The 25,824-nt window shown below is 67.6% G+C and carries 26 protein-coding genes; 18 read left to right on the top strand and 8 right to left on the bottom strand.

Annotation, left to right across the window (positions count from 1 at the left end; translation table 11 throughout):
* Window positions 1–25 precede the first annotated feature (25 nt).
* Window positions 26–1,513, bottom strand: a complete 1,488-nt coding sequence (locus tag AC1Q5A_RS09250; protein WP_492700411.1) for a RimK family ATP-grasp domain-containing protein — start codon at window positions 1,511–1,513, stop codon at window positions 26–28.
* A 198-nt stretch (window positions 1,514–1,711) separates the two neighbouring features.
* Between AC1Q5A_RS09250 and AC1Q5A_RS09245 the strand changes: the two genes are divergently transcribed.
* The gene (locus AC1Q5A_RS09245; protein ID WP_492700409.1) at window positions 1,712–2,257 is read left to right on the top strand and encodes a GNAT family N-acetyltransferase; all 546 of its coding nucleotides are present in this window, start codon (window positions 1,712–1,714) and stop codon (window positions 2,255–2,257) included.
* An 8-nt stretch (window positions 2,258–2,265) separates the two neighbouring features.
* Here the strand turns inward: AC1Q5A_RS09245 and AC1Q5A_RS09240 are convergent, their stop codons facing one another.
* Window positions 2,266–2,955 carry a hypothetical protein gene (locus tag AC1Q5A_RS09240; protein WP_492700500.1) on the bottom strand — a complete coding sequence of 230 codons (690 nt, stop codon included), beginning with the start codon at window positions 2,953–2,955 and terminating at the stop codon, window positions 2,266–2,268.
* 108 nt (window positions 2,956–3,063) lie between these two features.
* Between AC1Q5A_RS09240 and lptM the strand changes: the two genes are divergently transcribed.
* From lptM to AC1Q5A_RS09200, 8 genes are all read left to right on the top strand, one after another.
* Entirely contained in the window at window positions 3,064–3,228 is a 165-nt protein-coding gene (gene lptM / locus AC1Q5A_RS09235; RefSeq protein WP_492700407.1) for an LPS translocon maturation chaperone LptM, read from the top strand.
* Between the two features lie 10 nt (window positions 3,229–3,238).
* Window positions 3,239–4,084, top strand: coding sequence for a diaminopimelate epimerase (gene dapF / locus AC1Q5A_RS09230; protein WP_492700405.1), 846 nt, complete (start codon window positions 3,239–3,241; stop codon window positions 4,082–4,084).
* A 94-nt stretch (window positions 4,085–4,178) separates the two neighbouring features.
* Window positions 4,179–4,865: a DUF484 family protein gene (locus AC1Q5A_RS09225; protein ID WP_492700403.1), complete on the top strand. Its 687-nt coding sequence runs from the start codon at window positions 4,179–4,181 to the stop codon at window positions 4,863–4,865.
* A gap of 7 nt (window positions 4,866–4,872) precedes the next feature.
* Entirely contained in the window at window positions 4,873–5,760 is an 888-nt protein-coding gene (locus AC1Q5A_RS09220; RefSeq protein WP_492700401.1) for a tyrosine recombinase XerC, read from the top strand.
* 185 nt (window positions 5,761–5,945) lie between these two features.
* The gene (gene hslV / locus AC1Q5A_RS09215; protein ID WP_492700399.1) at window positions 5,946–6,482 is read left to right on the top strand and encodes an ATP-dependent protease subunit HslV; all 537 of its coding nucleotides are present in this window, start codon (window positions 5,946–5,948) and stop codon (window positions 6,480–6,482) included.
* A gap of 126 nt (window positions 6,483–6,608) precedes the next feature.
* Window positions 6,609–7,943 carry an ATP-dependent protease ATPase subunit HslU gene (hslU, locus tag AC1Q5A_RS09210; protein ID WP_492700397.1) on the top strand — a complete coding sequence of 445 codons (1,335 nt, stop codon included), beginning with the start codon at window positions 6,609–6,611 and terminating at the stop codon, window positions 7,941–7,943.
* 27 nt (window positions 7,944–7,970) lie between these two features.
* Window positions 7,971–8,603, top strand: coding sequence for a hypothetical protein (locus AC1Q5A_RS09205; protein WP_492700395.1), 633 nt, complete (start codon window positions 7,971–7,973; stop codon window positions 8,601–8,603).
* Between the two features lie 153 nt (window positions 8,604–8,756).
* Window positions 8,757–9,650: a ribokinase gene (locus AC1Q5A_RS09200; RefSeq protein ID WP_492700393.1), complete on the top strand. Its 894-nt coding sequence runs from the start codon at window positions 8,757–8,759 to the stop codon at window positions 9,648–9,650.
* A 4-nt stretch (window positions 9,651–9,654) separates the two neighbouring features.
* On the opposite strand, the gene mnmE is transcribed toward AC1Q5A_RS09200, so the two are convergent.
* From mnmE to rpmH, 4 genes are all read right to left on the bottom strand, one after another.
* Window positions 9,655–11,001: a tRNA uridine-5-carboxymethylaminomethyl(34) synthesis GTPase MnmE gene (gene mnmE / locus AC1Q5A_RS09195; protein ID WP_492700391.1), complete on the bottom strand. Its 1,347-nt coding sequence runs from the start codon at window positions 10,999–11,001 to the stop codon at window positions 9,655–9,657.
* 176 nt (window positions 11,002–11,177) lie between these two features.
* Window positions 11,178–12,917: a membrane protein insertase YidC gene (yidC, locus tag AC1Q5A_RS09190; protein ID WP_492700389.1), complete on the bottom strand. Its 1,740-nt coding sequence runs from the start codon at window positions 12,915–12,917 to the stop codon at window positions 11,178–11,180.
* Between the two features lie 64 nt (window positions 12,918–12,981).
* Window positions 12,982–13,386, bottom strand: coding sequence for a ribonuclease P protein component (rnpA, locus tag AC1Q5A_RS09185; protein WP_492700387.1), 405 nt, complete (start codon window positions 13,384–13,386; stop codon window positions 12,982–12,984).
* Window positions 13,387–13,415: 29 nt separating this feature from the next.
* Window positions 13,416–13,550 (bottom strand): 50S ribosomal protein L34, encoded by a 135-nt coding sequence (rpmH, locus tag AC1Q5A_RS09180; RefSeq protein WP_007510029.1) that lies wholly within the window; start codon window positions 13,548–13,550, stop codon window positions 13,416–13,418.
* 202 nt (window positions 13,551–13,752) lie between these two features.
* On the opposite strand from rpmH, the gene dnaA reads away from it, so the two are divergent.
* From dnaA to AC1Q5A_RS09135, 9 genes are all read left to right on the top strand, one after another.
* Window positions 13,753–15,087 (top strand): chromosomal replication initiator protein DnaA, encoded by a 1,335-nt coding sequence (gene dnaA, locus AC1Q5A_RS09175; protein WP_492700386.1) that lies wholly within the window; start codon window positions 13,753–13,755, stop codon window positions 15,085–15,087.
* 247 nt (window positions 15,088–15,334) lie between these two features.
* A complete protein-coding gene (gene dnaN / locus AC1Q5A_RS09170) occupies window positions 15,335–16,435 on the top strand; it encodes a DNA polymerase III subunit beta (protein ID WP_492700384.1) in 1,101 nt (366 codons plus the stop codon).
* Between the two features lie 96 nt (window positions 16,436–16,531).
* On the top strand, window positions 16,532–17,611 hold the full coding sequence (gene recF, locus AC1Q5A_RS09165; RefSeq protein WP_492700382.1) for a DNA replication/repair protein RecF: 1,080 nt from the start codon (window positions 16,532–16,534) through the stop codon (window positions 17,609–17,611).
* 95 nt (window positions 17,612–17,706) lie between these two features.
* Window positions 17,707–20,139: a DNA topoisomerase (ATP-hydrolyzing) subunit B gene (gene gyrB, locus AC1Q5A_RS09160; RefSeq protein ID WP_492700380.1), complete on the top strand. Its 2,433-nt coding sequence runs from the start codon at window positions 17,707–17,709 to the stop codon at window positions 20,137–20,139.
* Window positions 20,140–20,395: 256 nt separating this feature from the next.
* Window positions 20,396–21,685 carry a tetratricopeptide repeat protein gene (locus tag AC1Q5A_RS09155; protein WP_492700378.1) on the top strand — a complete coding sequence of 430 codons (1,290 nt, stop codon included), beginning with the start codon at window positions 20,396–20,398 and terminating at the stop codon, window positions 21,683–21,685.
* A gap of 217 nt (window positions 21,686–21,902) precedes the next feature.
* On the top strand, window positions 21,903–22,562 hold the full coding sequence (locus AC1Q5A_RS09150; RefSeq protein ID WP_492700376.1) for an energy transducer TonB: 660 nt from the start codon (window positions 21,903–21,905) through the stop codon (window positions 22,560–22,562).
* 55 nt (window positions 22,563–22,617) lie between these two features.
* Window positions 22,618–23,391, top strand: a complete 774-nt coding sequence (locus AC1Q5A_RS09145) for a MotA/TolQ/ExbB proton channel family protein (protein WP_492700374.1) — start codon at window positions 22,618–22,620, stop codon at window positions 23,389–23,391.
* An 11-nt stretch (window positions 23,392–23,402) separates the two neighbouring features.
* Entirely contained in the window at window positions 23,403–23,825 is a 423-nt protein-coding gene (locus AC1Q5A_RS09140) for an ExbD/TolR family protein (protein ID WP_114340353.1), read from the top strand.
* Between the two features lie 4 nt (window positions 23,826–23,829).
* Window positions 23,830–24,234: an ExbD/TolR family protein gene (locus tag AC1Q5A_RS09135; RefSeq protein WP_114340354.1), complete on the top strand. Its 405-nt coding sequence runs from the start codon at window positions 23,830–23,832 to the stop codon at window positions 24,232–24,234.
* A gap of 76 nt (window positions 24,235–24,310) precedes the next feature.
* On the opposite strand, the gene AC1Q5A_RS09130 is transcribed toward AC1Q5A_RS09135, so the two are convergent.
* Together AC1Q5A_RS09130 and AC1Q5A_RS09125 are read right to left on the bottom strand one after the other, a co-directional pair.
* A complete protein-coding gene (locus tag AC1Q5A_RS09130) occupies window positions 24,311–25,054 on the bottom strand; it encodes a pyridoxine 5'-phosphate synthase (protein ID WP_492700371.1) in 744 nt (247 codons plus the stop codon).
* Window positions 25,055–25,135: 81 nt separating this feature from the next.
* A complete protein-coding gene (locus AC1Q5A_RS09125) occupies window positions 25,136–25,780 on the bottom strand; it encodes a 4'-phosphopantetheinyl transferase family protein (RefSeq protein WP_492700369.1) in 645 nt (214 codons plus the stop codon).
* Between the last annotated feature and the right edge of the window lie 44 nt (window positions 25,781–25,824).

The raw sequence follows: 25,824 nt of genomic DNA, 5'->3' as shown, positions 1-25,824 counted from the left end.
TGCGGGGGGAGGGAGCGAATCAAAGTCAGTGGGTGGTGCCGCCCTGGCGCTTGCGCTCCATCCGGCGCAGGAACTCCTGCATGATGCGCCGGTACAGCTCGTCGCCCAGATGGGCATCCTCGACGCCGGCGTCGATCGACGGGTTGTCATTCACCTCGATCACCACCGGCTTGCTGCCGACCTGCTTCAGGTCGACGCCGTAGAGGCCGTCGCCGATCGGCTGGGTTGCCTTGAGCGCCAGCTTCACCACCTCGGCCGGCGCATCCTTCAGCGCGATGCTCTCGAAGCCGCCGGATTTCGCCGTGCCCTTGGCGCCGTGGTTGTAGATCTGCCAGTGGCCACGCGACATGTAGTACTTGCAGGCGTACAGCGGTTCGCGGTTGAGCACGCCGATGCGCCAGTCGAACTCGGTGTAGACGTATTCCTGCGCCAGCAGCAGCGCGCTGTGCTGGAACAGGCTGCTGGCCGCCTGCGCCAGCGAATCCTCGTCCTCGACCTTGACCACGCCGCGCGAAAACGAGCCGTCGGGGATCTTCAGCACCAGCGGGAAACCGAGCTTGGCGACGACCTCCCTGGCACCCTTGCTGTCGTCGCGGTAGAGAATTTCCGTACGAGGGACAGCCAGCTTGCGCGAGACCATCAGGTCGTTGAGGTAGATCTTGTTGGTGCAGCGCAGGATCGAGCTGGGGTCATCGATCACCACCATGCCTTCCTTCTCCGCGCGGTGGGCGAAGCGGTAGGTGTGGTTGTCGCTGGCGGTGGTCTCGCGGATGAACAGGCCGTCGTACTCGGCCAGGCGCTGGTAGTCGTTCCGGCCGATCGGGTCGACCTCGATGCCGAGCTCCTTGCCCGCGGCGACGAAGGATTTGAGCGCCTTGCGGTTCGACGGCGGCATCTGCTCCTTCGGGTCGACCAGCATCGCCAGGTCATAGCGGAATTGCCGCCGCGCGCGCGGCTTGCGCCACAGCTTGCGCGAGAAGCGGTCGAGCTCCTCGGCGAACGCATCCTCCTGCGCGTCGACCAGGGTGTGCAGGCCGACCGGCTTGATCGAGCTGACCTGCCACACGCGGTCGCGCTCGAACTCGATGCGCAGCAGCGGGCAGGGGAACATTTCGAACACCTGCCGGGCCAGGTCCTGCAGCGCCGGGTAGGCGGTCTCGCCGAAGTAGACCAAGATGCCGAAGTCGGTGGTGTCGCGGCCGCCGGCGGGCAGGAAGTGGGTGAGCTTCTGGTTGAGGTCGTCGATGTCCAAGCCGTACAGCGAGCGCCGGCGCAGGTCGTTCACCGTGCGCACCGAGGGCATCACCCGGTGCCCGCGCGCCTCGGCCAGCAGCGACACGTAGTAGCCGGTGCCGAGGTACTTGTAGCTGCGGCACAGGTTGATCACCTGGGTGCGCTCGTTGTCGCCGCCCACCGGGGTGCGCAGGTAATCCATCGCGCTCATCACGTCGACGGAGGGGTAGTACGAAGCCCAGTCGGAGGCTTTTTCGACAACGATGACCAGACGGGCCATGACACCACCCAGGCGATGCGGCGCTAGCAGGGGAAATCCCGCGCGGAGCGCGGCGGGACGGGCAGGGGTCGAAGTTTGGCACAGCGTGCGCGTGGCACAAGGGAAAGCGCTGAAGCGTGAATGAATGGACCGCAGTGCGTCCGCCTGTCGGCGCCGGCGGCGCTGCGCGAAGAACGCGTCGGCTGCTAGAGTCCGCGCGTGCCGATCATTCCCCTGCCCTCGCCCCCCGAACGCGCGCGCCGCCCCGCACTGGAGCCCGCCCGCCTGCCCACCACGTCCGCCGACACGTCCACCGGCGTGCGCGTGCGCCGCGCTGATGCCACCGATCTGGACGCCCTGGTCGAAATGGAGCAGCGCAGCTTCAGCAGCGACCTGTTGAGCCGCGCGCAATACCGCCGCCATCTGGACAGCGATTCCGCGCTGGTGCTGGTGGCCAGCGACGGCCACCAGCACGTGCTCGGCGCGGCGGTGCTGTTCTTCCGCAAGGGCAGCGGCGTGGCGCGGCTGTACTCGCTGGCCACCCTGCCCGAGGCGCGCGGCCGCGGCATCGCCGCCGCGCTGCTGGAGGCCGCCGTGACGGCCGCCCGCCGCCGCGGCTGCCGCGCGCTGCGGCTGGAAGTGCGCAGCGGCAACGACGCCGCGATCGGCCTGTATGAGCGGCGGGGGTTCCACCGTATCGGCCATCACCCGGGTTACTACGAGGACGGCGAAAACGCCTGGCGCTATGAGAAGCCGCTGGACTGAGCGCCTATTCAGCCGCCCAGCGGCTGGCCGATGCGCCGCTCGGTGGCCTCGTCCGGCCGCGCCACCAGTGCGCCGGTGCGCATCAGGCTGACGCTGTAGTGGCCCTGGTCGACCAGTGGCAGGAATGCGCCGCTGCCGTAGACGGTGTCGATCTCGGGTATCCAGCGCGGGTACTGCCGCTTCAGGTCGAGCAGGTCGAACGCACCGGCTTCGCCGAAGCCGATCACCGTGCGCGGCGCCCGAGCCTCCTGTGCGGGATCGTCGTAACGGCCGGACAGCCGGTCGAGCCGGTACAGCGGCGGCACGCCGGCCAGCAAGGCCGGCAGTTTCCACTTCAGCACGATCGCCTCGACGCGCCAGGCGTCGCCGGCGAGCTGCAGCTGGCGCGTGCTGCCGTCGGGCCAGGTCAGGGTGAGCGCCCAGCGTTGCGGCGACAGGATGCGCGCGTCGATCTCGACCACCGGCGCCTCCTCGCCGAGCAGCCGGTAGCCGCGCAGCGCGCAGCCGGCACCGGCCAGCAGCAGGGTCAGCGCGAACGCGGCCAGACACAGCAACGCGCGCCAGCTGGCGGCGAGCCGATGGCCGCCGTGCAGGCGCTGGCGCAGGGCCACCAGTTGCACCAGGGTGATCAACGCGAAGACCACCGCCAGTATCAGCAGCACGGTCATCGGCATGCGCAGCAACGCGCTCCAGTCCATCATCGTTACCTCGTCGCCGTAGGCGATTCGTGCGCGCATCATAACGGCGATGCCGCGGCCGGGCCGTCGCACCTCGCTATACTGCGCCCGTCCACAGGAATCCCGACCATGCGCCGATCGCTCTTGCTGCTGCCGTTCTGCCTCGCCATCGCCACGCTCGCCGGTTGCGGCAACAAGGGTCCGCTGGTGCTGCCGACCCAACCCGCCGCGGCCTCGACCACGGCGAGACCCGCCGCGCCGGCGCTGCCGGCCAGCGCCGGCAATCCGCGCTGATCGTCCGGCCATGCCGCTGCGATTCTCCAAGATGCATGGCATCGGCAACGACTTCGTCGTGCTGGATTGCCGCCAGCACCCGTTCGCGCTGACCGCCGCGCAGATCCACGCGCTGGCCGACCGCCACACCGGCGTGGGCTTCGACCAGCTGCTCAGCGTCGAGCCGCCGCGCGACCCGGCCTGCGCGTTCTACTACGGCATCTGGAACGCCGACGGCTCGCCGTCCGGCCAGTGCGGCAACGGCGTGCGCTGCGTCGCGGCGTGGCTGCATCGCGCCGGCGCGCTGGCGGTCGGCGACGACGTGCGGATCGAGAGCCCGTCCGGTCCGGTGACGGTGCGCCTGCTCGGCGCCGACCAGATCACCGTGGACATGGGCGAGCCGGTGTTCGAGCCGGCCCGGATCCCGTTCGCGACCGCGACCGCGGCGAAGCATTACCCGATCGTCGTGGGCGGCGACACGCTGCAGATCGGCGTGGTGTCGATGGGCAACCCGCACGCGGTGGTGACGGTGCACGACCTGGCCGACCCCGCGCTGCAGCGGCTTGGCCCGCTGCTGTCCGGCCACGAGCGCTTCGTGCAGGGCGCGAATGCCGGCTTCGTGCAGCGGCTCGACCGCGGCCACCTGCGCCTGCGCGTGCACGAACGCGGCGCCGGCTGGACGCTGGCCTGCGGCACCGGCGCCTGCGCCGCGATGGCGGTGCTGCACCAGCGCGGCGACGTGAACGACACGGTGATGGTGGAACTGCCCGGCGGCAGCCTGCGCATCGACTGGGCCGGCCCCGGCCACACGCTGTGGATGACCGGCCCGGCGGCGTTCGCGTTCGAGGGCGAGTGGCCGGTTCCGGCCGTCGCCTGACGCCACGGTTGAAGCGCGCCCGCGTCCATCGCACACTCCAGCCGGACGGCGCGCCTCCTTCGCGCGCCGCGCAACGGTTCGAGGACATTCGCGCATGACCGCCACCCTGCTCGACGACGCCACCCAGGCCCGTGTGGTTGCCGCCTACCTGAAGCGCCATCCGGAATTCCTCAGCGAATATCCCGAGCTGGCCGCCAAGCTGACCATGCCGCGCGAGCAGGGCGCGGTGTCGTCGCTGGCGGTGTACCAGCTGCAGAGCCTGCGCGAGAAGAACGCGGAACTCGAACGCCAGTTGGCCGAGCTGATCGGGATCGCCGCCGAGAACGAGAAGCTGATGGAACGCGTGCACGCGCTCACCGTGGCGCTGCTGCGCGCGAGCACGACCGAGATCACCGCGCGCACCGTGGTCGCCAGGCTCAGCGCGGATTTCCACACCGAACAGGTGCGCCTGCTGCTGTTCGGCGACCAGCCGCCGCTGCCGCGCGCCGACTGGCTGCAGCAGGTTGCCGGCGGCATGGCCGCGCTGCCGGAGTTCGCCGAGTTCCTGCACAAGAACGAGCCGGTCTCCGGCCGGCTCTCCGCCGAGAAGCTCGCGCGCCTGTTCGGCGCCGACGCCGGGCAGATCCGCTCGGCCGCGCTGATGTGCCTCGGCGACTGCGGCATGCTGGCGATCGGCAGCGCCGACCCGGACCGCTTCCAGCCCGGCATGGGCACGCTGTTTCTGAAGATGATCGCGGCCACCATCACCGCCGCGCTGGCCCGCTCGCGGGACATCGCCTGAGCCGGCCATGACGCCGGCGCAACAGGTCGAGCGCTGGCTCGCCCGCCTTGCCGACGAGCGGCATGCCTCGCCGCACACGGTGGCCGGCTACCGCCGCGACCTGGCCAAGCTGCTGCGCTTCATGCAGCAGCAGCAACTGGCCGCGTTCGACGCGCTGGACGCGAACCGGATGCGCACGTTCGTCGCCGGCGAGCATCGCGCCGGCCTAGCGCCGAAGAGCCTGCAGCGCCTGCTGTCCTCCTGCCGCAGCCTGTTCCGCCAGCTCGGCCGCGACGGCGCGCTGGCGAACGACCCGTTGCTCGGCGTGCGTGGCCCGAAGGTGCGCCGCAAGCTGCCGCAGGTGCTCGACGTGGACGAGGCCACCGCGCTGGTCGAAACCGGCGGCGACGGCGCGCTGGCCACGCGCGACCGCGCGATGCTGGAGCTGTTCTACTCCAGCGGTCTGCGCCTGTCCGAGCTGTGCGGCCTGCGCTGGCTCGACCTCAGCCTCGACGAAGGCGAGGTGCGCGTGCTCGGCAAGGGCGGCAAGACCCGCATCGTGCCGGTCGGCCGCCACGCGGTCGCCGCACTGCGTGCGCTCGGCGCGAAGCAGGGCATGCCGGCGGACGGCGCGGTGTTCCGCGGCCGCGGCGACGCACCGATCAACCCGCGCACGGTGCAGCTGCGCATGAACAGGCTGGCACTGCAGCAGGGCATCCCGAAACACATCCATCCGCACCTGCTGCGGCACACCTTTGCCAGCCACATGCTGGAATCCTCCGGCGACCTGCGCGCGGTGCAGGAGCTGCTCGGTCATGCCGACATCGCCACTACGCAGATCTACACCCACCTGGACTTCCAGCACCTGGCGAAGGTCTACGACGCCGCGCATCCGCGCGCGAAACGCAAGCCGTAACGCCGTGCTCCCTCCCCTGCCCCATAGGGACAGGGGAGGGCTGGGGAGGGGTGCTCTTGATCTGAAAGTCAAAAGCCCCGTCCTAACCTCCCCTGCTGCGCAGGGGATGAGCTCGATGCCCAACATTGAAGCCCAACCCCCGCGGCCCCATCTCGTCCGCTCAGACATCCTCTAGCGGAGCTCCCATGGAATCCTTCCACGCCACCACCATCGTCTGCGTGCGCCGCGAAGGGCACGTCGTGATCGGCAGCGACGGCCAGGTCACGCTGGGCAACACGGTGATGAAGGGCAACGCGCGCAAGGTGCGCCGGCTGGGCAAGGCGGGCGAGGTGGTCGCCGGGTTCGCCGGCGCCACCGCCGATGCGTTCACCCTGTTCGAGCTGTTCGAGCAGAAGCTCGAGAAGCACAACAACAATCTCACCCGCGCCGCGGTGGAGATGGCCAAGGAATGGCGCACCGACCGCCGCTTCGGCCGGCTCGAGGCGATGCTGGCGGTGGCGGACCGCGAGACGTCACTGCTGATCTCCGGCAACGGCGACGTGGTGGAGCCCGAGCACGGCCTGATCGCGATCGGCTCCGGCGGCCCGTTCGCCCAGTCCGCCGCGATGGCCCTGCTCGAGAACACCGAACTGGACGCGCGCACGATCGTCGAGAAGGCGCTGAAGATCGCCGGCGACATCTGCATCTACACCAACCACAACGTGTCGATCGAAGAGCTGTAGGCGCGACCCCGCTCCTCGACATCGTCATCCCGGCGGAAGCCGGGATCCAGTGCCTTCAACCATCACGACGCTGGATTCCGGCTTTCGCCGGAATGACGGACCAAGACCAACCTCTACTGGTGCCCCATGTCCGAATTGACCCCCCGCGAAATCGTCAACGAACTCGACCGCTACATCATCGGCCAGCACGACGCCAAGCGTGCGGTGGCGGTGGCGCTGCGCAGCCGTTGGCGCCGCATGCAGCTGGCACCGGAGATGCGCAACGAGATCACCCCGAAGAACATCCTGATGATCGGCCCCACCGGCGTGGGCAAGACCGAGATCGCGCGGCGCCTGGCCACGCTGGCGAATGCGCCGTTCGTGAAGGTCGAGGCGACCAAGTTCACCGAAGTGGGTTATGTCGGCAAGGATGTGGAATCGATCATCCGCGACCTCGCCGACGTGGCCTACAAGCTGACCCGCGAACAGGCGGCCCGGCGCGTGCGCAGCCAGGCCGAGGACCGCGCCGAGGACCGTATCCTCGACGCGCTGCTGCCGCGCCGGCAGACGCCGACCGACTGGAGCCACGATTCCGCGCCGGCGATCGACAGCGACACCCGCCAGAAACTGCGCAAGCAGCTGCGCGAGGGCGCGCTGGACGAGCGCGAGATCGAGCTGGATTTCGCCATGAACGTGGGCGTGGAGATCATGTCGCCGCCGGGCATGGAGGAGATGGGCGCGCAGCTGCGCCAGATGTTCCAGAACCTGGGCGGGGCCAAGACGCAGAGCCGCAAGCTGGCGATCAAGCTGGCGCGGCCGCTGTTGATCGACGAGGAGGCCGGCAAGCTGCTCAACGACGAGGAGGTCCGCGCCCAGGCGGTGGAGGCCGCCGAGCAGAACGGCATCGTCTTCATCGACGAGATCGACAAGGTGGCGCAGCGCTCCGACCACGGCCATTCCGGGGTCAGCCGCGAGGGCGTGCAGCGCGACCTGCTGCCGCTGGTGGAAGGCTCCACCGTAGCGACCAAGTACGGCCCGCTGAAGACCGACCACATGCTGTTCATCGCCTCCGGTGCGTTCTCGCTGGCCAGGCCGTCGGACCTGATCCCCGAGCTGCAGGGGCGCCTGCCGATACGGGTCGAGCTGAGTGCGCTGTCGGTGGACGACTTCAAGCGCATCCTGCGCGAGCCGCACAACGCGCTGACCAAGCAGTACGTGGCCCTGCTCGGCACCGAGGGCGTCGGCATCGAATTCACCGATTCGGGCGTGGACCGGCTGGCCGAGGTGGCGTTCCAGGTCAACGAACGCACCGAGAACATCGGCGCCCGTCGGCTGCACACCGTGATGGAACGGCTGCTGGAGAAGATTTCCTTCGAGGCTGCAGACAAATCCGGCGAAAAGTACCTGATCGACGCCGAACAGGTAGACAAAAACCTGGGAAGCCTGGTCAAGGACGAAGACCTCAGCCGCTACATCCTGTAAACAAGCCGGTCAGGCCGGTCTGCTAAAATGAGCGCCGTGAACAACGTTATTGAACTGAAGAACACCGGCCAGCGCGCCCAGTTGCGCGAGGCGCAGCAGAAGCAGACGCTGGTGCGGTTGTGGCGCGAGGAGCTTGAACACGGCAGCTTCTGCGGCTACGTGGGCGGCGTGGGGCGCGAGTTCTTCCTGCTCTGGGTGGTCGGCGACGGCATCACCTACGACGGCATGTACGTGATGCGCCACCGCGACGTCACCGAACTGGAAGCGCCGGACAAGCACCACGCCTTCATGGAGAAGGCGCTGGTGCTGAAGCACATCCTGCCGCACATGCCGCGCGGCTTCCCGCTGGACGGAATCCGCGAGGTCATCCAGGCCGCCGGCGCGCAGGCGCCGGTGATCGGCGTGCACGTGGACAGCGAGGACGAGTCCGAGGTCTGCTACATCGGCCGCCTGATCGACGTCGAGGAAGACGGTTTCAACATGCAGGAACTCAGCCCCGACGCGGAGTGGATGCGCGAGCCCTCGTTCTTCGCCTGGGACGAGGTCTCCACCGTCAGCCTCGAGGACAGCTACGCGCAATCCCTGCTCGCCGTGGCCGGCCCCGCGCCTGCCCTGCTGCTGCCCGGCGACACCGGCATCGGCCGCGTCCCGTCTCCCTGAGCTCTGCTCCCTCCCCTGCGTCGCAGGGGAGGGACGGGGTGGGGTCGCTCTTCGCCTCCTCTTTCGCGACAACCATCGCAGCTGAAGCCGCCCCGCCAGCCACAGCGGTTAAGCTCTCCCCTCCATCGTGAAACCGGCGCAGGGGAGCGACAGATGGCGCGCATTGTCGTGGTCGGCAGCATCAACATGGATCTGGTCACCCAGGCGCCGCGCTTCGCCGGCCCCGGCGAGACCATCCTCGGCGAGCGCTTCCTCACCGTGCCCGGCGGCAAGGGCGCCAACCAGGCGGTGGCCGCCGCGCGGCTGGGCGCCGCGGTGGCGCTGGTCGGCGCCCTGGGTGACGACGGCTTCGGGCAGCTGCTGCGCGGCGGCCTCGCCGCCGAAGACGTCAACCTGAACCACGTCGCGCGGCTCGCCGACAGCGCCAGCGGCACCGCCTCGATCACCGTCGCCGGTGGCGAGAACCAGATCATCGTGGTGCCCGCCGCCAATGCGCACGTCACGCCCGCGCAGGTCGAAGCAGCACGGTCGCTGATCGGGCGGGCCCACGCCGTGCTGGTCCAGATGGAGATCCCGCTGGACACGGTGGAGGCCACCCTGCGCCTGGGCCACCACCTCGGCGTGCCGGTGATCCTCAACCCCGCGCCCGCGCAGAAGCTGCCTGCCGAGTGGCTGCAGCTCGCCAGCTATCTCACCCCGAACCAGCATGAACTCGCCACCACGCTGGGCGCCGACGAGTCGACGGATTTCCGCGAACTGATGCGCCGCGCCCCGTGTCCCGTGGTGCTCACCCGCGGCGGTGAGGGCGCGTGGTACCGCGACGCCGGCGACCCCGTCCACCAGCCGGGCTTCAAGGTGGACGTGGTCGACAGCACCGGCGCCGGCGACACCTTCAACGGCGCACTGGCGGTGTTCCTGCACGAAGGCCTGCCGCAGGCGGTGCGCAAGGCCTGTGCCGCGGCGGCGTTGTCGGCGACCAAGCTTGGCGCGCAGGGCGGCATGCCGGACCTGCGTGGACTGGATGCTTTTCTCGCGCGGCAGCGCTGATTGACTACTTGCCGATGCAGAACGAGCCGAAGATCGCGCCGAGCAGATCGTCGCTGCTGTAGCTGCCGGTGATCTCGCCGAGCGCGTGCTGGGCGGCGCGCAGTTCCTCGGCGGCGAGTTCGCCGGCGCGGGTTTCGGCGAGGATGCGGGCGGTGCGATCGAGGTGCTCGTACACCGCTTCGAGCGCCAGCACGTGGCGTCGGCGGGCGCTGAAGGCGCCTTCGCCGCTGCCGGCGCCGGCGAGCTGCTTGAGGTGGTCGCGCAAGGCGTCGAGGCCTGCGCCGGTTTTGGCCGAGGCCCACAGCCAGGCGATGCCGTCGCGGGTTTCGGCACGCGGCGCGGCGTGGGCGAGGTCGATCTTGTTGACGAGCACCATGCGTTCGGCGCCGACGGGCAGGGCGTCGAACAGGGCGAGGTCGGCGACGGCGTATTCCGCGTCGGTGACGAGCAGGGCGGCGTCGGCGCGGGCGAGTTCGCCGTGGGCGCGGCGCACGCCTTCGCGTTCGACTTCGTCGTCCGTCTCGCGCAGGCCGGCGGTGTCGGCCAGTTCCAGTGCGATGCCGTCGAGGCTGAGGCTTTCGCGCAGCACGTCGCGGGTGGTGCCGGGAATCGGCGTGACGATGGCGCGCTCGCTGCCGGCCAGCGCGTTGAGCAGGCTGGACTTGCCGGCGTTGGGGCGGCCGACGATGGTCACCTTGAGGCCATCGTTCAGACGCAGGCCACGTTGCGCCTCGCGCAGGAGTTCGGCCAAGGCGGCGCGCAGGGTTTCGAGTCGTGCCGCGATCGCCGGGTCGACGAGGAAGTCGATTTCCTCCTCAGGGAAGTCGATCGCCGCCTCGATGTGCACGCGCAACGCGACCAGCGCCTGCAACAGCGCCTCGACCCTGCGCGAGAACACGCCTTCCATCGACTGCAAGGCGGCGAGCGCGCCGGCCCGCGAGCGCGCCGCGATCAGGTCGGCGATCGCTTCGGCCTGGGCCAGGTCGAGCTTGCCGTTGAGGAAGGCGCGTTCGGTGAACTCGCCGGGACGCGCCAGCCGCGCGCCGAGTTCGCAGACGCGGCGCAGCAGCGCGTCAAGCAGCACCGCGCTGCCGTGGCCCTGCAACTCCAGCACGTGCTCGCCGGTGTACGAGGCGGGGGCGGGGAAATACAGCAGCAGCCCGCGGTCGATCAGTTCGCCGGCGCCGTCGCGGAACGCGGCGAAATGCGCGTGGCGCGGCTGCGGCGCGCGGCCGAGCAGCGCGCGCGCGATCGCCGGCACCGCCGGCCCGGACACGCGCAGCACGCCCACGCCGGCGGCGCCGGGAGCGCTGGCGATGGCGGCGATGGTGTCGGCGGCATGATCGGTCATGGCTCCGTGACTCTAAACGAAAGCCGCCGCGATGGTTGCCCGGTCGCGGCGGCTTTTATTGGAAGTGCGGCCACGGATGGCCGCTCACTTGATCCTGGCGATCAGGGATGAGCGCACTAATACACCCGGCCGCCCACTCGATCTTCGCGATCATGGACGATCGCAAGAGTTACTCATCAGGCAGCCTGTGGCTTGGCCGTGTCCTCACGGTCGATGTGGTGGGTGATCCACCACTGCTGGCCGAGGCCGACGATACCGTTGACCGCGTAGTACAGGCACAGGCCGGCGGGGAAGAAGGCGAACATCACGGTGAACAGCAGCGGCATCACCTTCATCATCTTCGCCTGGGTCGGGTCCATGCCCGCGGCGACCGGGTTCAGCCACTGCGTGCCCAGCATCACCAGCGCGTAGATCACCGGCAGGATGTAGAACGGATCGGGCGCGCTGAGGTCGGGGATCCACAGGAACGGCGCATGGCGCAGCTCCAGGCTGTACTCGAGCACGAAGAACAGGCCGTAGAACACCGGCAAGGTGATCAGCACCGGCAGGCAGCCGCCCATCGGATTGACCTTTTCCTTCTTGTACAGCTCCATCATCGCCATCTGCATCTTCTGCTTGTCGTCGCCGTAGCGCTCCTTGAGCGCCTGCACGCGCGGCTGCAACTTGCGCATGCGGGCACTGGAGCGGTACTGCATGGCGGTGAGCTTCCAGCTCAGCCCCTTGATCAGCAGCACCAGCAGGATGATCGCCACGCCCCAGTTTTTGGTGACGGCGTGGAACTGCGACAGCACCCAGTGCATCGGCACGGCAATGATCTTGAACATGCCGTAGTCGATGGTGAGATCCAGCCCCGGCGCGATCGCATCCAGCGTGCCCTGCACATTCGGACCCACGTACAGGCGCGACTGGCTGGTCAGGCTCTGCCCCGGCGCCACGCTGAGCGCGGGGCCGATGGTACGGATCAGGTAGCGCGGATGCGCGCTGTCCGGGTTGAGGGTCTGGGTGACGTAGTGTTCGGTCTGGCCGGCCGGCGGGATCCAGGCGGTGACGAAATACAGCTTCAGCATCGCCGCCCAGCCGCCCTTGATCGAGGCGTTCAGCTGGTCCTTCGGTTCGGCGAAATTCTTGAACGGCAGCTTCTCGAACTTCTCGCCGGTGTACCAGGCGGCGCCCTGGAAGCTGCGGATCTCCGGATTGGTGTAGTTCGCCAGCCAGCTGCCGCCCTTCGGCGGCTCGACCCGCAGCAGCTGCTGGTAGGCGTTGCCCTGCCACGTGGCGGCGGTGTCGTTGTCGATGCGCTGGCTCACGCCGATCACGTAGCTGCCGCGCTTGAAGGTGTAGGTCTTGGTGACCTTGAGGCCGGCGGCATCCTGCCAGGTGAGGTCGACCTTCAACTCGTCCTGGCCATCGGCCAGCGCGTAGGCGGTCTTCTCGGCATGGAACAGCGCCTGGTGGTTCGGCTGGTCCGCCGGTGCGTTGTCGCTGCTGCTGACCAGGCCGTTCTGGGCCACCGCGTAGTGCGCGTCGTCGCTGGACAGCAGCGCGGTCGGCGGCGGATTCGGCGCCTTGTGCGTACGCGGCGCCTGCGGGTAGGCCAGCAGGTCGGCGTGCACCAGGCTACCGCCGCGGGTGTCCACGGCGAGCCTCAGCACGTCGGTGTCGATGGTGATGAGCTGCGCCGCGGCGGGTGCGGCGGCCGCCGCATCGCCGGCAATCGCCGGTGCAGGCTGGGCGCCTGGCGCGGCAGCGGCCGGGATCGCGCCGGGTACACTGGCGTCCGCCGATGGCATGCCCGCGCTCGCGGTGCTGGCGGCGGGGGCCGGCGGCGGCGGTGCGTAATCCTTCTCCCAGGCCAGGAACAGGAAGTAGGCCACGGCCAGCAGGGCGAACATGAGGAAGGTGCGCGTTTGATTCATCGCGTAGCAGATCCGGGTAACGCCACGACACTTGTCAACGCCGCGGGGACGGGAGGAATGAAGATCAGCGTTCGATTGTGCGGGTGTCGCCGGCGGGCTTCAATGGCCCGGAGGTCGCGGCATGGTTCGCCAGCAGCTTCTTCCACAGGCCGTCGAGCTCGGCCAGCAGTTGCGGTCCCGGCACGCCGGCGGCCTGCTCGCGCGCCATCACCATCATGTCCACCGCCGGCAGCTGGTGACGCACCTGTCGGAACGACTCGCGCAGCAGCCGCTTGATCCGGTTGCGCTCGACCGCACGCTTGGAGACGCGCTTGGAAATCGCCAGGCCGAGCCGGGCATGGCCGAGGTCGTTGTCGCGGTAGCGCATATGAAAACAGCGGCCGCCTGCGCGTCCGCTGCTGGTCCGCAAGGCGGCGAAGTCACCGGGCCGACGCAACCGCGCTTCGCGCGGCAGACCGGCGGTGGACATGGCACCCGTCCCCAATACTTGATCGGTACTTACGGGATCAGGCGCTTGCGGCCCTTGGCGCGACGGGCGTTGAGGACTTTGCGGCCGTCGGCGGTGGCCATACGGGCACGGAAACCGTGCGTGCGTGCGCGCTTGAGCTTGCTGGGCTGGAAGGTCCGCTTCATGGCTTACTCCGAAGGGAATGTGGATAAAAAGGTTGGAGAGTATGTAGGGTAGCCGCCGCCGCTGTCAAATGGCGCCACCGGGCGGCCTGGGTGCGTCCTGTGGATAGCGGTGTGGATATGTGCACGGCGAGGGCGGTCGGGCTGCTGCTAGACTAGTCCGTCCCGTGCGCGCAAGCGCCCAAAGCTGTGGCTGATTTTATCCATGAGTGATCTGTGGCGGCGCTGCCTTGAGCGCCTCGAAGGCGAGCTGAGCGCCGAAGACCTGCACACCTGGCTGATGCCGCTGCAGGCGCGCGAGGATGCCGACGGCCTGCAGCTGTTCGCCCCGAACCCCTATACCCTGGACACCGTGCGCGAACGCTACCTGGAGCGGATCTGCGCGGTGCTGCAGCAGCTGAACGGCAAGCTCTGCCCGGTGCGGCTGGAAGTCGGTTCGAGCTCGACGCGACCGGCCGCCGCAGCCAGGCCGGCCGCTGCGCCCGCTGCCCCGGTCGCCAGCGCCCCCACGCCGGCGTTCAGCCACAACCTGGATCCGCACTACACCTTCGAAACCTTCGTCGAGGGCAAGTCGAACCAGCTCGGCAAGGCCGCCGCGATGCAGGTGGCGACCAACCCCGGCCGCGCCTACAACCCGTTGCTGCTGTATGGCGGCACCGGCCTGGGCAAGACCCACCTGATGCACGCCGCCGGCAACCTCATGCGCGAGCGCAACCCGGACTGCAAGGTGCTGTACCTGCGTTCGGAGCAGTTCGTCGGCTCGATGATCGAGGCGCTGCGCGCCAAGAGCATGGACCAGTTCAAGCAGCGCTTCCGCTCGGTCGATGCGCTGCTGATCGACGACATCCAGTTCTTCGCCGGCAAGGACACCACGCAGGAGGAGTTCTTCCACACCTTCAACGCGCTGTTCGAATCCAAGCAGCAGATCATCCTCACCTGCGACCGCTACCCGAAGGAAGTGGACAAGCTGGAGCCGCGGCTGAAGTCGCGCCTCGGCTGGGGTCTGTCGGTGGCGATCGAGCCGCCGGATTTCGAGACGCGGGCGGCGATCCTGCTGGCCAAGGCGCACGACAAGGGCGTGGCGGTGGACGAGCACGTGGCGATGCTGCTGGCCAAGCGCATCCGCTCCAACGTGCGCGACCTCGAGGGCGCGCTGAACACGCTGGCCGCGCGGGCGAACTTCTACGGCAAGCCGATCACCACCGATTTCGCCGAGGAGACCTTGCGCGACCTGCTGGCTACGCACGCCCAGGCAATCACCATCCCGAATATCCAGAAGATCACCGCCGAGTACTTCAACGTGCGCCTGCAGGATCTGCTGTCCAAGCGGCGCGTACGTTCGCTGGCGCGGCCGCGGCAGATCGCGATGACCCTGTCCAAGGAACTCACCGAGCACAGCCTGCCGGAGATCGGCGAGGCGTTCGGCGGGCGCGACCACACCACCGTGATGCACGCCTGCAAGACGATCCGCAAGTTCATCGAGACCGACGCACGGATGCGCCAGGACTGGGAGCAGCTGATCCGCACGTTGAGCGGCTGAAACCGGTCGGCGCGCAAAGTTTATGGATAAGCGGCAGCCCAAGCTGTGGATAATGGGTGGATGGAATTGCACTGGGAGTTATCCACAAACCGTCCACCGTCAGCCCGCTGCTCCAGGCACACCCGTTTGATCGTTCAATTGTTTGATTGGCATACAAAAAATAGGATATAAACCTTATCCACCGCGCCAACAACAACCACTAAACTTCTTTTAAAGACAGAACAGCAGGTATAGGGGAAACGCAGCCATGCAATTCAGCATCCAAAGAGAAGCCCTGCTCAAGCCGCTGCAGCAAGTCGTGGGCGTCGTGGAGCGCCGGCAGACCCTGCCCGTGCTGGCCAACCTGCTGGTCAAGGTAGGCCACGGCCGGCTGTCGCTCACCGGTACCGATCTCGAAGTGGAGATGGTGGCTACCGCGGAAGTCGAGAAACCGGCCGACGGCGAGATCACCATTCCCGCGCGCAAGCTGTTCGACATCGTGCGTGCGCTGCCTGATGGCGTGCGGATCGACCTCAAGCTCAACGGCGACCGCGTGGCGCTCAGCGCCGGGCGTAGCCGCTTCACGCTGACCACCCTGCCGGCGGCCGAGTTTCCCACCATCGACGAAATCGAGCTGGTGGAAAAGGTGAGCTTGCCGGAGGAAGTGTTGCGCGACCTGATGGAGCGTACGGCCTTCGCGATGGCGAATCAGGACGTGCGCTACTACCTGAACGGCATGTTGCTGGACCTGCAGGAACATACCCTGCGCTGCGTGGCCACCGACGGCCATCGCCTGGCGATGAAGGAAACCGGGCTGCAGAGTTCCGTAAGCACCCGCCGGCAGATCATCATTCCGCGCAAGGGCGTCAACGAACTGGTCGGCCTGCTGGAATCCGGCGACGGCGAGGTCGAGCTGGAGTTCGGCCGCAATCACCTGCGTGTGCGCCGCGGCGACGTGGTGTTCACCTCCAAGTTGATCGACGGCCGGTTCCCGGATTATGAGGCGGTGATCCCGTTGGGCGCAGACAAGACCGCTACGCTCGATCGCGAGGTGCTGCGCGGCGCGCTGCAGCGGGCCGCGATCCTGTCCAACGAGAAGTACCGCGGCGTGCGGCTGGAGCTCTCGCCGGGCAAGCTGCGCATCGTGGCACACAATCCGGAGCAGGAAGAGGCGGTGGAAGAGGTCGAGGCCGACACCCATGTGTCCGACCTCGCGGTGGGTTTCAACGTCGGCTACCTGCTTGATGCGCTGTCCGCATTGCGCGGTGAACAGGCTCGGCTCAGCCTGCGCGACGCACAGTCGAGCTGCCTGGTGCAGGAGCATGACAACGAGCACGCTCGCCACGTGATCATGCCGCTGCGGCTCTGACGCCCACCGCATGGCCTGCATATCGGGCAGTAGGCAAGGGCAACGCCGGGGCGTCCGCGAGGAACCCCGGCGTTGCCGTTTACGGGAACTCTGCCGATGAGGCTGGAGCAGTTGCGGGTGCGCGGGTTGCGTTGCCTGGGCGACGTCGGCATGGAACTGGATCCGGCGCTCAACGTGTTCACGGGCGCCAATGGCGCCGGCAAGACCAGCGTGCTGGAAGCGGTGTTCCTGCTTTCGCATGCCCGCTCGTTCCGCAGCGGTGCGAAAGAGGCGTTGCTGCAGCGCGGCGCCTCCCAGCTGTCGATTTTCGGCGAGCTGCATCACGTCGACGGGCGCACCGGCCGGGTGGGCCTGGGCCGCGACGGCGTGCGGTGGGAAGCCAGGCTGGATGGCGCCAACGTGGCGATCGGCCAGCTGGTCCGCGAATGCGCGGTGGTCTGCTTCGAGCCGGGGTCGCATGCGCTCATCGCTGGTGCCGCGGAGGAGCGCCGCCGCTACCTGGACTGGGGCGTGTTCCACGTGGAACACGAATTCCTGGCTGGCTGGCGGCGCTATCAGCGGGCGCTCAAGCAGCGCAACAGCCTGCTGCGTTCCGCCATGCTGGCCGATGACGCCTTGTTCGCACCATGGGAGGCCGAACTGACCCAGTCCGCGCTGCAGATCGACCAGCAACGCCGCGCCTATCTGGATCTGCTGCGACCGAAGCTGCTGACCAGCGTCGGCGGCCTGTTGCCGGAGTTGGGTGCCCTCGAACTGCGTTATCGGCGCGGCTGGCCGGAGGAACATGAGCTGGGCCGCCAGCTGCGCGAGCAGCGGGGCAGGGATCTGGCTCGCGGACATACCACGCTTGGTGCGCACCGCTCCGACTGGTCGATCGCCTTCGAGCACGCGCCGCTGCGCGAGCACCTTTCCCGTGGCCAGGAAAAGCTCACGGCGCTGGCCTGCATGCTGGCTCAGGCCGAGTTGTATGCCGAACGCCGCGGCGAGTGGCCGATCGTTTGCCTGGATGACCTCGCCTCCGAACTGGATCGGACGCACCAGGCCGCGGTGGTTGCCCAGCTGGCGGCGGCCCAGGCCCAGGTCTTGCTGACCGGGACGGAGCTGCCGCAGGCTTTGCAGGGGCTGCCGGCGCGCGTGTTCCACGTGGAACAAGGCGAACTGACGCGCCTGCTATAATCAGCGGGTTGCATCTCCCTCAGAGGGCATAACCCTGTCCGGCCTTTCACGGCGCCGTGTCGGGCGGGTCGCTGGCGCCAGGAAACGGTCGACGCATGAACGAATCCATCAACGAATCGCACTACGACTCCAGCAACATCAAGGTTCTGAAGGGACTGGAAGCGGTGCGCAAGCGCCCGGGCATGTACATCGGCGACACCGATGACGGCACCGGCCTGCACCACATGGTGTTCGAGGTCGTCGACAACGCGATCGACGAGGCGCTGGCCGGCTATTGCGACAGGGTCGTGGTCACCATCCTCGATGACGGTTCGGTGAGCGTCAGCGACAACGGTCGCGGCATTCCGGTCGACATCCACCCGGAGGAGGGGCGTTCCACCGCCGAGGTGGTGATGACGGTACTGCACGCCGGCGGTAAGTTCGACGCGAATTCGTACAAGGTCTCCGGCGGCCTGCATGGTGTGGGCGTCTCGGTGGTGAACGCCTTGAGCGAGCACCTGTGGCTGACCATCCGCCGCGATGGCCACGAATACCTGCAGGAATACGCACACGGCGAGCCGCTGTACCCGCTGAAGGAAGTCGGCCCGTCGGACAAGCGCGGCACCCTGGTGCGCTTCCTGCCCAGCCCGGCCACGTTCACCCACAACATCGACTTCCACTACGAGATCCTGGCCAAGCGCCTGCGCGAGTTGGCCTTCCTCAACTCCGGCGTCAGCATCGAGCTGAAGGACGAGCGCGGCGAGGGCCGGCAGGATACGTTTGCCTACGAGGGCGGCATCCGCTCGTTCGTGCAGCACCTGGCCCAGCTGAAGACCGCGCTGCATCCGAACGTGATCAGCCTGAGCGCGGAGCAGGACGGCATCACGGTGGAAGTGGCGATGCAGTGGACCGACTCCTACCAGGAGACGATGTTCTGCTTCACCAACAACATTCCGCAGCGCGACGGCGGCACCCACCTCACCGGCTTCCGCGCCGCGCTGACCCGCTCGCTGCAGAACTACATCGAGAAGGAAGGCCTGGCCAAGAACGCCAAGGTCGCGCTGTCCGGCGACGACATGCGCGAAGGCATGATCGCGGTACTGTCGGTGAAGGTGCCCGACCCGAAGTTCTCCTCGCAGACCAAGGACAAGCTGGTTTCCTCCGAGGTGAAGACTGCGGTGGAGCAGGCGGTCAACGAGAAGCTGGGCGAATTCCTGCTGGAGCACCCGAGCGAGGCCAGGGCGATCGCCTCCAAGGTGGTCGACGCCGCTCGCGCTCGTGAAGCTGCCCGCAAGGCGCGCGAGATGACCAGGCGCAAGGGCGCGCTGGACATCGCCGGCCTGCCCGGCAAGCTGGCCGACTGCCAGGAAAAGGATCCGGCGTTGTGCGAGCTGTTCCTGGTCGAGGGCGACTCCGCCGGCGGCTCGGCCAAGCAGGGCCGCAACCGCAGGACCCAGGCCGTGCTGCCGCTGAAGGGGAAGATCCTCAACGTGGAGAAGGCGCGCTTCGACAAGATGCTGTCCTCGGCCGAGGTCGGCACCCTGATCACCGCGCTGGGCACCGGTATCGGCAAGGAGGAGTACAACCCCGACAAGCTGCGCTACCACCGCATCATCCTGATGACCGATGCGGACGTCGACGGCTCGCACATCCGCACCCTGCTGCTGACCTTCTTCTACCGCCAGATGCCGGAGCTGATCGAGCGCGGCCACGTCTACATCGGCCTGCCGCCGCTGTACAAGGTGAAGCAGGGCAAGCAGGAGCTGTACATCAAGGACGACACCGCGCTGAATGACTACCTGATCTCCAGCGCGGTGGACAACGCCTCGCTCACCTACAGCCCGGACGCGCCGCCGGTCAATGGCGAGGCGCTGGAAAAGTTGCTGCGCGGCTACCAGCAGGCGCTGGACCAGATTGGTCGGTTGTCGCATCGCTTCGACGCGGCCGTGCTCAACGCGCTGCTCGAACATCCGCCGATCGAGCCGGCGCTGTGGACCGACCCGGGCGCGATGCAGGCCTGGCTGGATGGCGTCGCCCGGCGCCTGGCTGCCAGCGGCCTGGGCAAGCCGCACTATCGCCTGGCGCTGCGTCCGGCGCACGGCGAACAGCCGCCGGCCATCGAGGTGGTGAAGGAGCAGCACGGTCTCAGCCATACCTGGCTGCTGCCGCAGCCGTTCTTCGCCAGCAACGAATACCGCCCGCTGCTGGCGGTCAGCCGGCAGATCGCCGGCATGATCCAGCCCGATGCCGTGGCGCGCCGTGGCAGCGCCTCGCGTGGCGTGCTCAGCTTCCTCGATGCGCGCAACTGGCTGCTGGAGGAGGCCAAGAAGGGCCGCAGCATCCAGCGCTTCAAGGGTCTGGGCGAAATGAATCCGGAGCAGCTGTGGGACACCACGGTGAATCCGGAGACCCGGCGCATGTTGCAGGTCGGGATCGAGGACGCGATCGCGGCGGACCAGATGTTTTCGATGCTGATGGGCGAGGCGGTCGAGCCGCGCCGCGATTTCATCGAGGCCAATGCGCTGAAGGTCGCCAATCTGGATATCTGAACCGCTCGCGCCGGCGCGACGTTTTCCGGTGCATCCGGTATCGGGCCGGCAGGTTCAGCGGAATCAGCAGGCTGGCATTCGCCGGGACGTCCGACGAAACACGAAATAATCGACGCAGCGGCGGGGATTACCGCCAAGCAATTGATTTTTAACAAGCTTTGATGCGGCACTGCAACTTGTTATTCCCGGCCGGGTCGGGGTACGCTTCGTAATCCCCCGCGTCGTTACGACACGCCCAGACATTACGAGGATCACCATGAAGCATGCCCGAGGGTTAACCATGCTGGCCGGCGTTGCGCTGTTGCTGGGCGTGGCCAGCAGCCCGGCGCTGGCGCGCAAGAGCGACGATGCCAAACCCAAGAAGGAAGTGCTGTATCCGAACGCGACCCGCGTCGAGCCGAAGCTCGACCTGACCAGCGAGAAGGACCAGAAGAACATCAACGAGGGCCTGGACGCGGTCAACGAGGGCGACAAGGCCAAGGCCGAACAGGTCCTGCAGCCGATCATCGACGGCAGCAAGAGCAAGTACGCCCAGGCGCTCGCCCTGCAGGGCATGGCCAGCCTCCATTACAACGACGGCGACATCAAGGGCGCGATCGCCTCGCTGCAACGCTCGCTGGCGCTCGGCGTGATGCCGAACGACACCTACTTCCAGCTGATGTACATGCTGGCGCAGTTCCAGATGGCCGACGAGCAGTACCAGCCTGCGCTGGACACGATCGCCAAGTGGCGTGCCGAAGGGAAGAAGGAAACCGCCGACTCCTACGCGCTCGAGGGCAACGCCGACTATCGCCTCAACAAGTATCCCGAGGCGATCGCCGCGATCAACAAGGCCAAGTCGCTGACCGACAAGCCACAGCCGACCTGGGACCAGATCCTGATGGCCAGCTACTCCGAGTCCGGCCAGAACGACAAGGCCGCCGCGCTGGCGCAGAGCCAGCTCAGCGCCAATCCGGATGACCCGAACGCGCTCAACAACGCGGTGGCGGTGCTGACCCAGGCGCAGAAGTATCCGCAGGCGATCCAGATGCTGGAGAGTGCCCGCGCCGCCGGCAAGCTCAGCAAGGACACGCAATACGTGAACCTCGCCAAGCTGTACCTGATCACCGGCCAGGACAGCTCCGACCCGGCGCCGAACGCGACCAAGGCTGGCCAGGTGCTCGAGGACGGCATCAGCAAGGGCGTGGTCAAGGCCGACGCGGATACCTACGTGCTGCTCGGCCAGTCGGCCGAACTGGCCAACAACACCGGCAAGGCGATCGACTACTACAACAAGGCCGAGCCGACCGCCACTGACGGTGAGCCCGCGCTGCGCAGCGGGCGCCTGCTGCTGAGCGAGAACAAGTACAGCCAGGCCAAGACCCTGATCCAGCGGGGCATCGACAAGGGCGTCAAGCACAAAGGCACGGCCTACATGCTGCTGGCCGAGGCCGAGCGTGGGCTGAAGAACAAGCCGGCCACGATCGACGCCATGAAGAAAGCGGCCCAGGATCCCGAGACGGCCGCGAAGGCCAAGGCATGGCTGCAGAAGAGCGGCGCGGGCTGATCCGCAGCGCCGTGGCGAGCTCCGTGGTGCGGATGGACGTCCATGTTTCCTCCCCCACGGAGCTATACAAATGCCATGCTCTGTTGTACCGTTGAAAACCTTTCCCTGCGTATCCCCAGTGGCTAGTTCTTTCCGGGTTCCGTCCACGCATCGGACGGCTTCGGGCCAAGCCCTGCGGCAACGTTCTCTTCCGTTGATCAGCTTCAGACAGTGACAGATGGCCTCAAGTAACGAAGATATCGGGCGCGAGCCGTTTAGCTGGAAGCGCACCTGGGCATTGGCAGTTGCCATCGGACTGCATGCGTTCGCGTTCCTGTTGATCGTGGCGCCGATGGCGCCTCCGCATCAGGACCACAAGGAAAAGGAACGCATCGTCCAGGTGAACTTCATCGAGCCGCCGCCGCCGCCGCCGCCACCGCCGCCGCCGCCGCCGGAACCGCCGAAGCAGCCGCCGCCGAAGATCATCCAGCAGATCAAGCCGCCACCGACCCCGCCGCCGCCGACGCCGCCGCCGCCGGTAGAGGAGGTGTCGAGCAATGCGGTGGCTGCTGCACCGCCCGCGCCGCCGGCACCGCCGGCGCCGCCGGCGGACATCACGGCCAGCTCGGATCTCAGCTACAACAGCCGGCTTCAGCCGAAGTATCCGCCACAGGCGATCCGCCAGCGGCATGAGGGTACGGTCGTGCTGATGATCCTGGTGGGTGTGGATGGCACGCCCAAGGACATCCAGGTCGACAAATCCAGCGGCTACCATGAACTTGATCGTGCCGCGATGGATGCTGCACGCCGTTGGCGCTTCAATCCAACGATCCGAAATGGACAAAAAGTTGAAGGGTACGCACGCGTTCCGGTCAACTTCAATCTCAGCCAGCTGTAACCGGGTTCGCCCGGTTACGGTTACAGTTCACGCTTGACTTCCCTAGGGTAGCGTTATGTTCCTACAGACTCCTGATACGACCGGTGCCGCACAGGCGATGGGTGGCAACACCAATGCCGAAGCCATGAAGCAGATGGGCTTCGACAACCTGATCCAGAACTTCGACTGGCTAGGCTGGGTGGTCTTCGTGACCCTGGTCGCGATGTCGTTCCTGTCGTGGTACTTCATCATTGCCAACGGCATCCGCAATGCCACCGTGAAGGCCCGCGCCGACAAGGTCATCAACGGCTTCTGGGGCAACGGCTCCACCCAGGACGCGATCCGCGAACTGGAAGCCCAGCCGCGCAGCGAGCCGTTCTCCAAGATCGCGCTCGACGCCGCCTCGGCAGTCGCCCACCACCAGCAAGCCACGGCGGCGGCAGGCACCACCGGTCGCCTGGCCGAGTCGCTGAGCCGTTCGGAGTTCATCGACCGCGCCCTGCGCCAGGCCGTGGCCCGCGAGAGCCTGCGCCTGGAAGGCGGCATGACCCTGCTCGCCACGGTGGGTTCGGCGGCGCCGTTCGTCGGTCTGCTCGGTACCGTGTGGGGCATCTACCACGCCCTGATCCGCATTGCCGCTTCCGGCAACGCGTCGATGAACGCGGTGGCCGGCCCGGTTGGCGAGGCGCTGATCATGACCGCGTTCGGTCTGTTCGCGGCTATCCCGGCACTGTTCGCCTACAACTTCTTCAGCCGTTCGAACCGCGTGGTCTACGCCCGCTTCGACGAATTCGCGCACGACCTGCACGACTTCTTCGCCACCGGTTCGCGCGTCGAAAGCCAGAAGTGAGGGATTGACCCATGGCAGTCAGCCTAGGTGGCAATTCCGGCGGTCCGATGTCGGAAATCAACGTCACGCCGCTGGTCGACGTGATGTTGGTACTGCTGATCATCTTCATGATCACCGCGCCGCTGATGTCGCACTCCATCACGATCGACCTGCCCACCGCGAATCCCAAGACACCGGATTCGGAGATGGTGGTGCCGCCGCTGGATCTGGCGGTCAAGCAGGACGGCAGCATGTACTTCAACGACCACCAGGTCACTGAAGCCGAGTTGCGGGCGCAGTTTGCGGTGAATGCGCAGAAGTCGCCCCAGCCGGAACTGCAGATCCGCGCGGACAAGGGTACCGAGTTCAAGATCGTCAAGAAGATCATCGGTGACGCCAAGGATTCGGGCATGGTGCATGTCGCATTCATGACCACTGACGCACCGAAGGGGTGACGAGATGGCTTTCACTACCAACACCAGTGGACCGATGTCGGACATCAACGTCACGCCGCTCGTCGACGTGATGCTGGTGCTGCTGATCATCTTCATGATCACGGCGCCGGTGCTCGCGCACCGGATCCAGGTCGACCTGCCGCAGCCGAATCCGAATGTGGTTCCGCCGACCAACCCGCCGGATCCGATCCACCTGAAGATCGACCAGGGTGGCGCGCTGTACTGGAACGATACCCCGGTCGACGAACTGGGCCTGAAGGCACAGTTCGCGGTGATCGCCCAGCAGAGCAACCAGCCGGAAATCCAGATCGCCGCGGCCGACGCGGTGGCCTACGAGCATGTGGCGCGCGTACTGGCTGACGCGAAGAGCTACAAGCTGGTGAAGATCGGGTTCACCGAAAACCTTTGATCCGGCGTCCCAGGGCAGCATCAAGCACGAAACCCCCGCCTTGCGCGGGGGTTTTCGTTTGCATGGGAAACCCCTCTCAGCGCAGGATCTGCAGATAGTTGCGCACTGTGCTGGCCAGGCCCTCGTACAGCGCCTCGCCGATCAGCGCATGGCCGATCGAGACCTCGGCCAGGCCGGGGATCGCCGCCTTGAACGTGCCCAGGTTCGCCTGGCTGAGATCGTGCCCCGCGTTCACCGCCAGCCCGGCCTGCTGCGCGTGTCGCGCGGTGTCGGCGCAGGCGGCCAACGCGGCCTGGGGCTGGCCTTCGGCAAAAGCATGCGCGTAAGGCCCGGTGTAGATTTCGATGCGCTGTATGCCGATCGACGCGGCCAGCTCGAAACCCTGGCAGCCGGCGTCGACGAACAGGCTGACTCGGCAACCGAACGCCAGCAATTCATCAACCAGCGGCTGCAGCCGCACGAGATCGCGGCGCAGGTCGAAGCCGTGGTCGGAGGTGATCTGGCCGTCGCCGTCGGGCACCAGGGTGACCTGGGTCGGGCGCACCTCGCGGGCCAGCGTGAGCAGCCCGGGATAGGCGCCGCGGGCGGCGGCAAACGGATTGCCTTCGATGTTGTATTCGACCCGACCGCGCAGGATCGCGGCCAGCGCACGCACGTCGTCGGGACGCACGTGGCGCAGGTCGGGGCGCGGGTGCACGGTGATGCCGCCGCAGCCCGCGTCGATGCAGGTCTGCGCGGCGCGGCAGATGTCGGGCTCGTCGCCGCCGCGCGAGTTGCGCAGCACGGCGATCTTGTTGAGGTTGACGCTGAGCAGGGTCATCGCGGACGGGCGCTCCCGGGTAGAGCCGTGGATGGGGCAACGCCGGCGGCGCTGCCGGCGGGGTCGGAAACAGTGCGCCGATCAGCCGCTACTCGCAAGCGTGCCGAAGCGGATGTCCCGTTCGCCGCCACGCCAGGCCAGCGCCGCGACCAGTTCCGGTGCGATGACGAGCCGCCGCAACTGCCAGGCGGCGGCGTCGTCGCCCTCGAGTCGCAGCAGGCTGGGTCGCTCGGCGGTGCCGGCGATACTGAGCCGGTCCAGGCCGAACGCGAGGCCGCGTCCCAAAGCCTTCAGCACCGCTTCCTTGGCCGTCCACAGTTCGAGAAAGGCCGCACTGCGCGCGGCTGGCGGCAACGCGACCAGGGTGGCGGCCTCCTCGACGCTGAAGTAGCGCTCGGCGATCGCCAGCGCGCGGGGACGGGGACGCAGGCATTCGAGATCGATCCCGGGCGTGACGTGCCGGCCCACCGCAACCAGCGCGTGGACGCCGCTGTGCGACCAGTTGAAGTCGAGCGAGGGATCGTGCCCGCCGGCCAGCGCCGGCCTGCCGTGCGCGCCATCCGTCAGCGCCACCCGGTCCGCCGGCACGCCGAGGTAGGCGGCCAGCACCGCGCGCAGCGGTCCGCGCCCGTCCCGCGGGTGACAGTCCAGTCGCCACACGTGAATCTCGTCATCGCGCAGGTGCTCTGCTACGTTGGCAAGCGTCGGTAGGCGCGCGGCGATCATCCGCGCATGGTGCCGCCCGCACGGGCGGCGCACAAGCGCAGGCC

It is taken from the genome of Rhodanobacter sp. GW835-FHT13D09 (assembly GCF_058793995.1).
The sequence above is the reverse complement of the archived record's forward strand: the minus strand, read 5'-3'. Positions and strand labels throughout refer to the sequence as shown.

Bases quoted from the DNA above. Each gene is read 5' to 3' on its own strand.
- dapF (WP_492700405.1), top strand. From the start codon at position 3,239: ATGCCGCTGCGATTCTCCAAGATGCATGGCATCGGCAACGACTTCGTC.
- AC1Q5A_RS09125 (WP_492700369.1), bottom strand. From the start codon at position 25,780: ATGATCGCCGCGCGCCTACCGACGCTTGCCAACGTAGCAGAGCACCTG.
- hslV (WP_492700399.1), top strand. From the start codon at position 5,946: ATGGAATCCTTCCACGCCACCACCATCGTCTGCGTGCGCCGCGAAGGG.
- AC1Q5A_RS09145 (WP_492700374.1), top strand. From the start codon at position 22,618: ATGTTCCTACAGACTCCTGATACGACCGGTGCCGCACAGGCGATGGGT.
- AC1Q5A_RS09240 (WP_492700500.1), bottom strand. From the start codon at position 2,955: ATGGACTGGAGCGCGTTGCTGCGCATGCCGATGACCGTGCTGCTGATA.
- AC1Q5A_RS09135 (WP_114340354.1), top strand. From the start codon at position 23,830: ATGGCTTTCACTACCAACACCAGTGGACCGATGTCGGACATCAACGTC.
- hslU (WP_492700397.1), top strand. From the start codon at position 6,609: ATGTCCGAATTGACCCCCCGCGAAATCGTCAACGAACTCGACCGCTAC.
- rpmH (WP_007510029.1), bottom strand. From the start codon at position 13,550: ATGAAGCGGACCTTCCAGCCCAGCAAGCTCAAGCGCGCACGCACGCAC.
- AC1Q5A_RS09200 (WP_492700393.1), top strand. From the start codon at position 8,757: ATGGCGCGCATTGTCGTGGTCGGCAGCATCAACATGGATCTGGTCACC.
- lptM (WP_492700407.1), top strand. From the start codon at position 3,064: ATGCGCCGATCGCTCTTGCTGCTGCCGTTCTGCCTCGCCATCGCCACG.
- gyrB (WP_492700380.1), top strand. From the start codon at position 17,707: ATGAACGAATCCATCAACGAATCGCACTACGACTCCAGCAACATCAAG.
- AC1Q5A_RS09150 (WP_492700376.1), top strand. From the start codon at position 21,903: ATGGCCTCAAGTAACGAAGATATCGGGCGCGAGCCGTTTAGCTGGAAG.
- dnaN (WP_492700384.1), top strand. From the start codon at position 15,335: ATGCAATTCAGCATCCAAAGAGAAGCCCTGCTCAAGCCGCTGCAGCAA.
- AC1Q5A_RS09140 (WP_114340353.1), top strand. From the start codon at position 23,403: ATGGCAGTCAGCCTAGGTGGCAATTCCGGCGGTCCGATGTCGGAAATC.
- yidC (WP_492700389.1), bottom strand. From the start codon at position 12,917: ATGAATCAAACGCGCACCTTCCTCATGTTCGCCCTGCTGGCCGTGGCC.
- recF (WP_492700382.1), top strand. From the start codon at position 16,532: ATGAGGCTGGAGCAGTTGCGGGTGCGCGGGTTGCGTTGCCTGGGCGAC.
- rnpA (WP_492700387.1), bottom strand. From the start codon at position 13,386: ATGTCCACCGCCGGTCTGCCGCGCGAAGCGCGGTTGCGTCGGCCCGGT.
- AC1Q5A_RS09130 (WP_492700371.1), bottom strand. From the start codon at position 25,054: ATGACCCTGCTCAGCGTCAACCTCAACAAGATCGCCGTGCTGCGCAAC.
- AC1Q5A_RS09220 (WP_492700401.1), top strand. From the start codon at position 4,873: ATGACGCCGGCGCAACAGGTCGAGCGCTGGCTCGCCCGCCTTGCCGAC.
- AC1Q5A_RS09225 (WP_492700403.1), top strand. From the start codon at position 4,179: ATGACCGCCACCCTGCTCGACGACGCCACCCAGGCCCGTGTGGTTGCC.
- dnaA (WP_492700386.1), top strand. From the start codon at position 13,753: ATGAGTGATCTGTGGCGGCGCTGCCTTGAGCGCCTCGAAGGCGAGCTG.
- mnmE (WP_492700391.1), bottom strand. From the start codon at position 11,001: ATGACCGATCATGCCGCCGACACCATCGCCGCCATCGCCAGCGCTCCC.
- AC1Q5A_RS09155 (WP_492700378.1), top strand. From the start codon at position 20,396: ATGAAGCATGCCCGAGGGTTAACCATGCTGGCCGGCGTTGCGCTGTTG.
- AC1Q5A_RS09250 (WP_492700411.1), bottom strand. From the start codon at position 1,513: ATGGCCCGTCTGGTCATCGTTGTCGAAAAAGCCTCCGACTGGGCTTCG.
- AC1Q5A_RS09205 (WP_492700395.1), top strand. From the start codon at position 7,971: ATGAGCGCCGTGAACAACGTTATTGAACTGAAGAACACCGGCCAGCGC.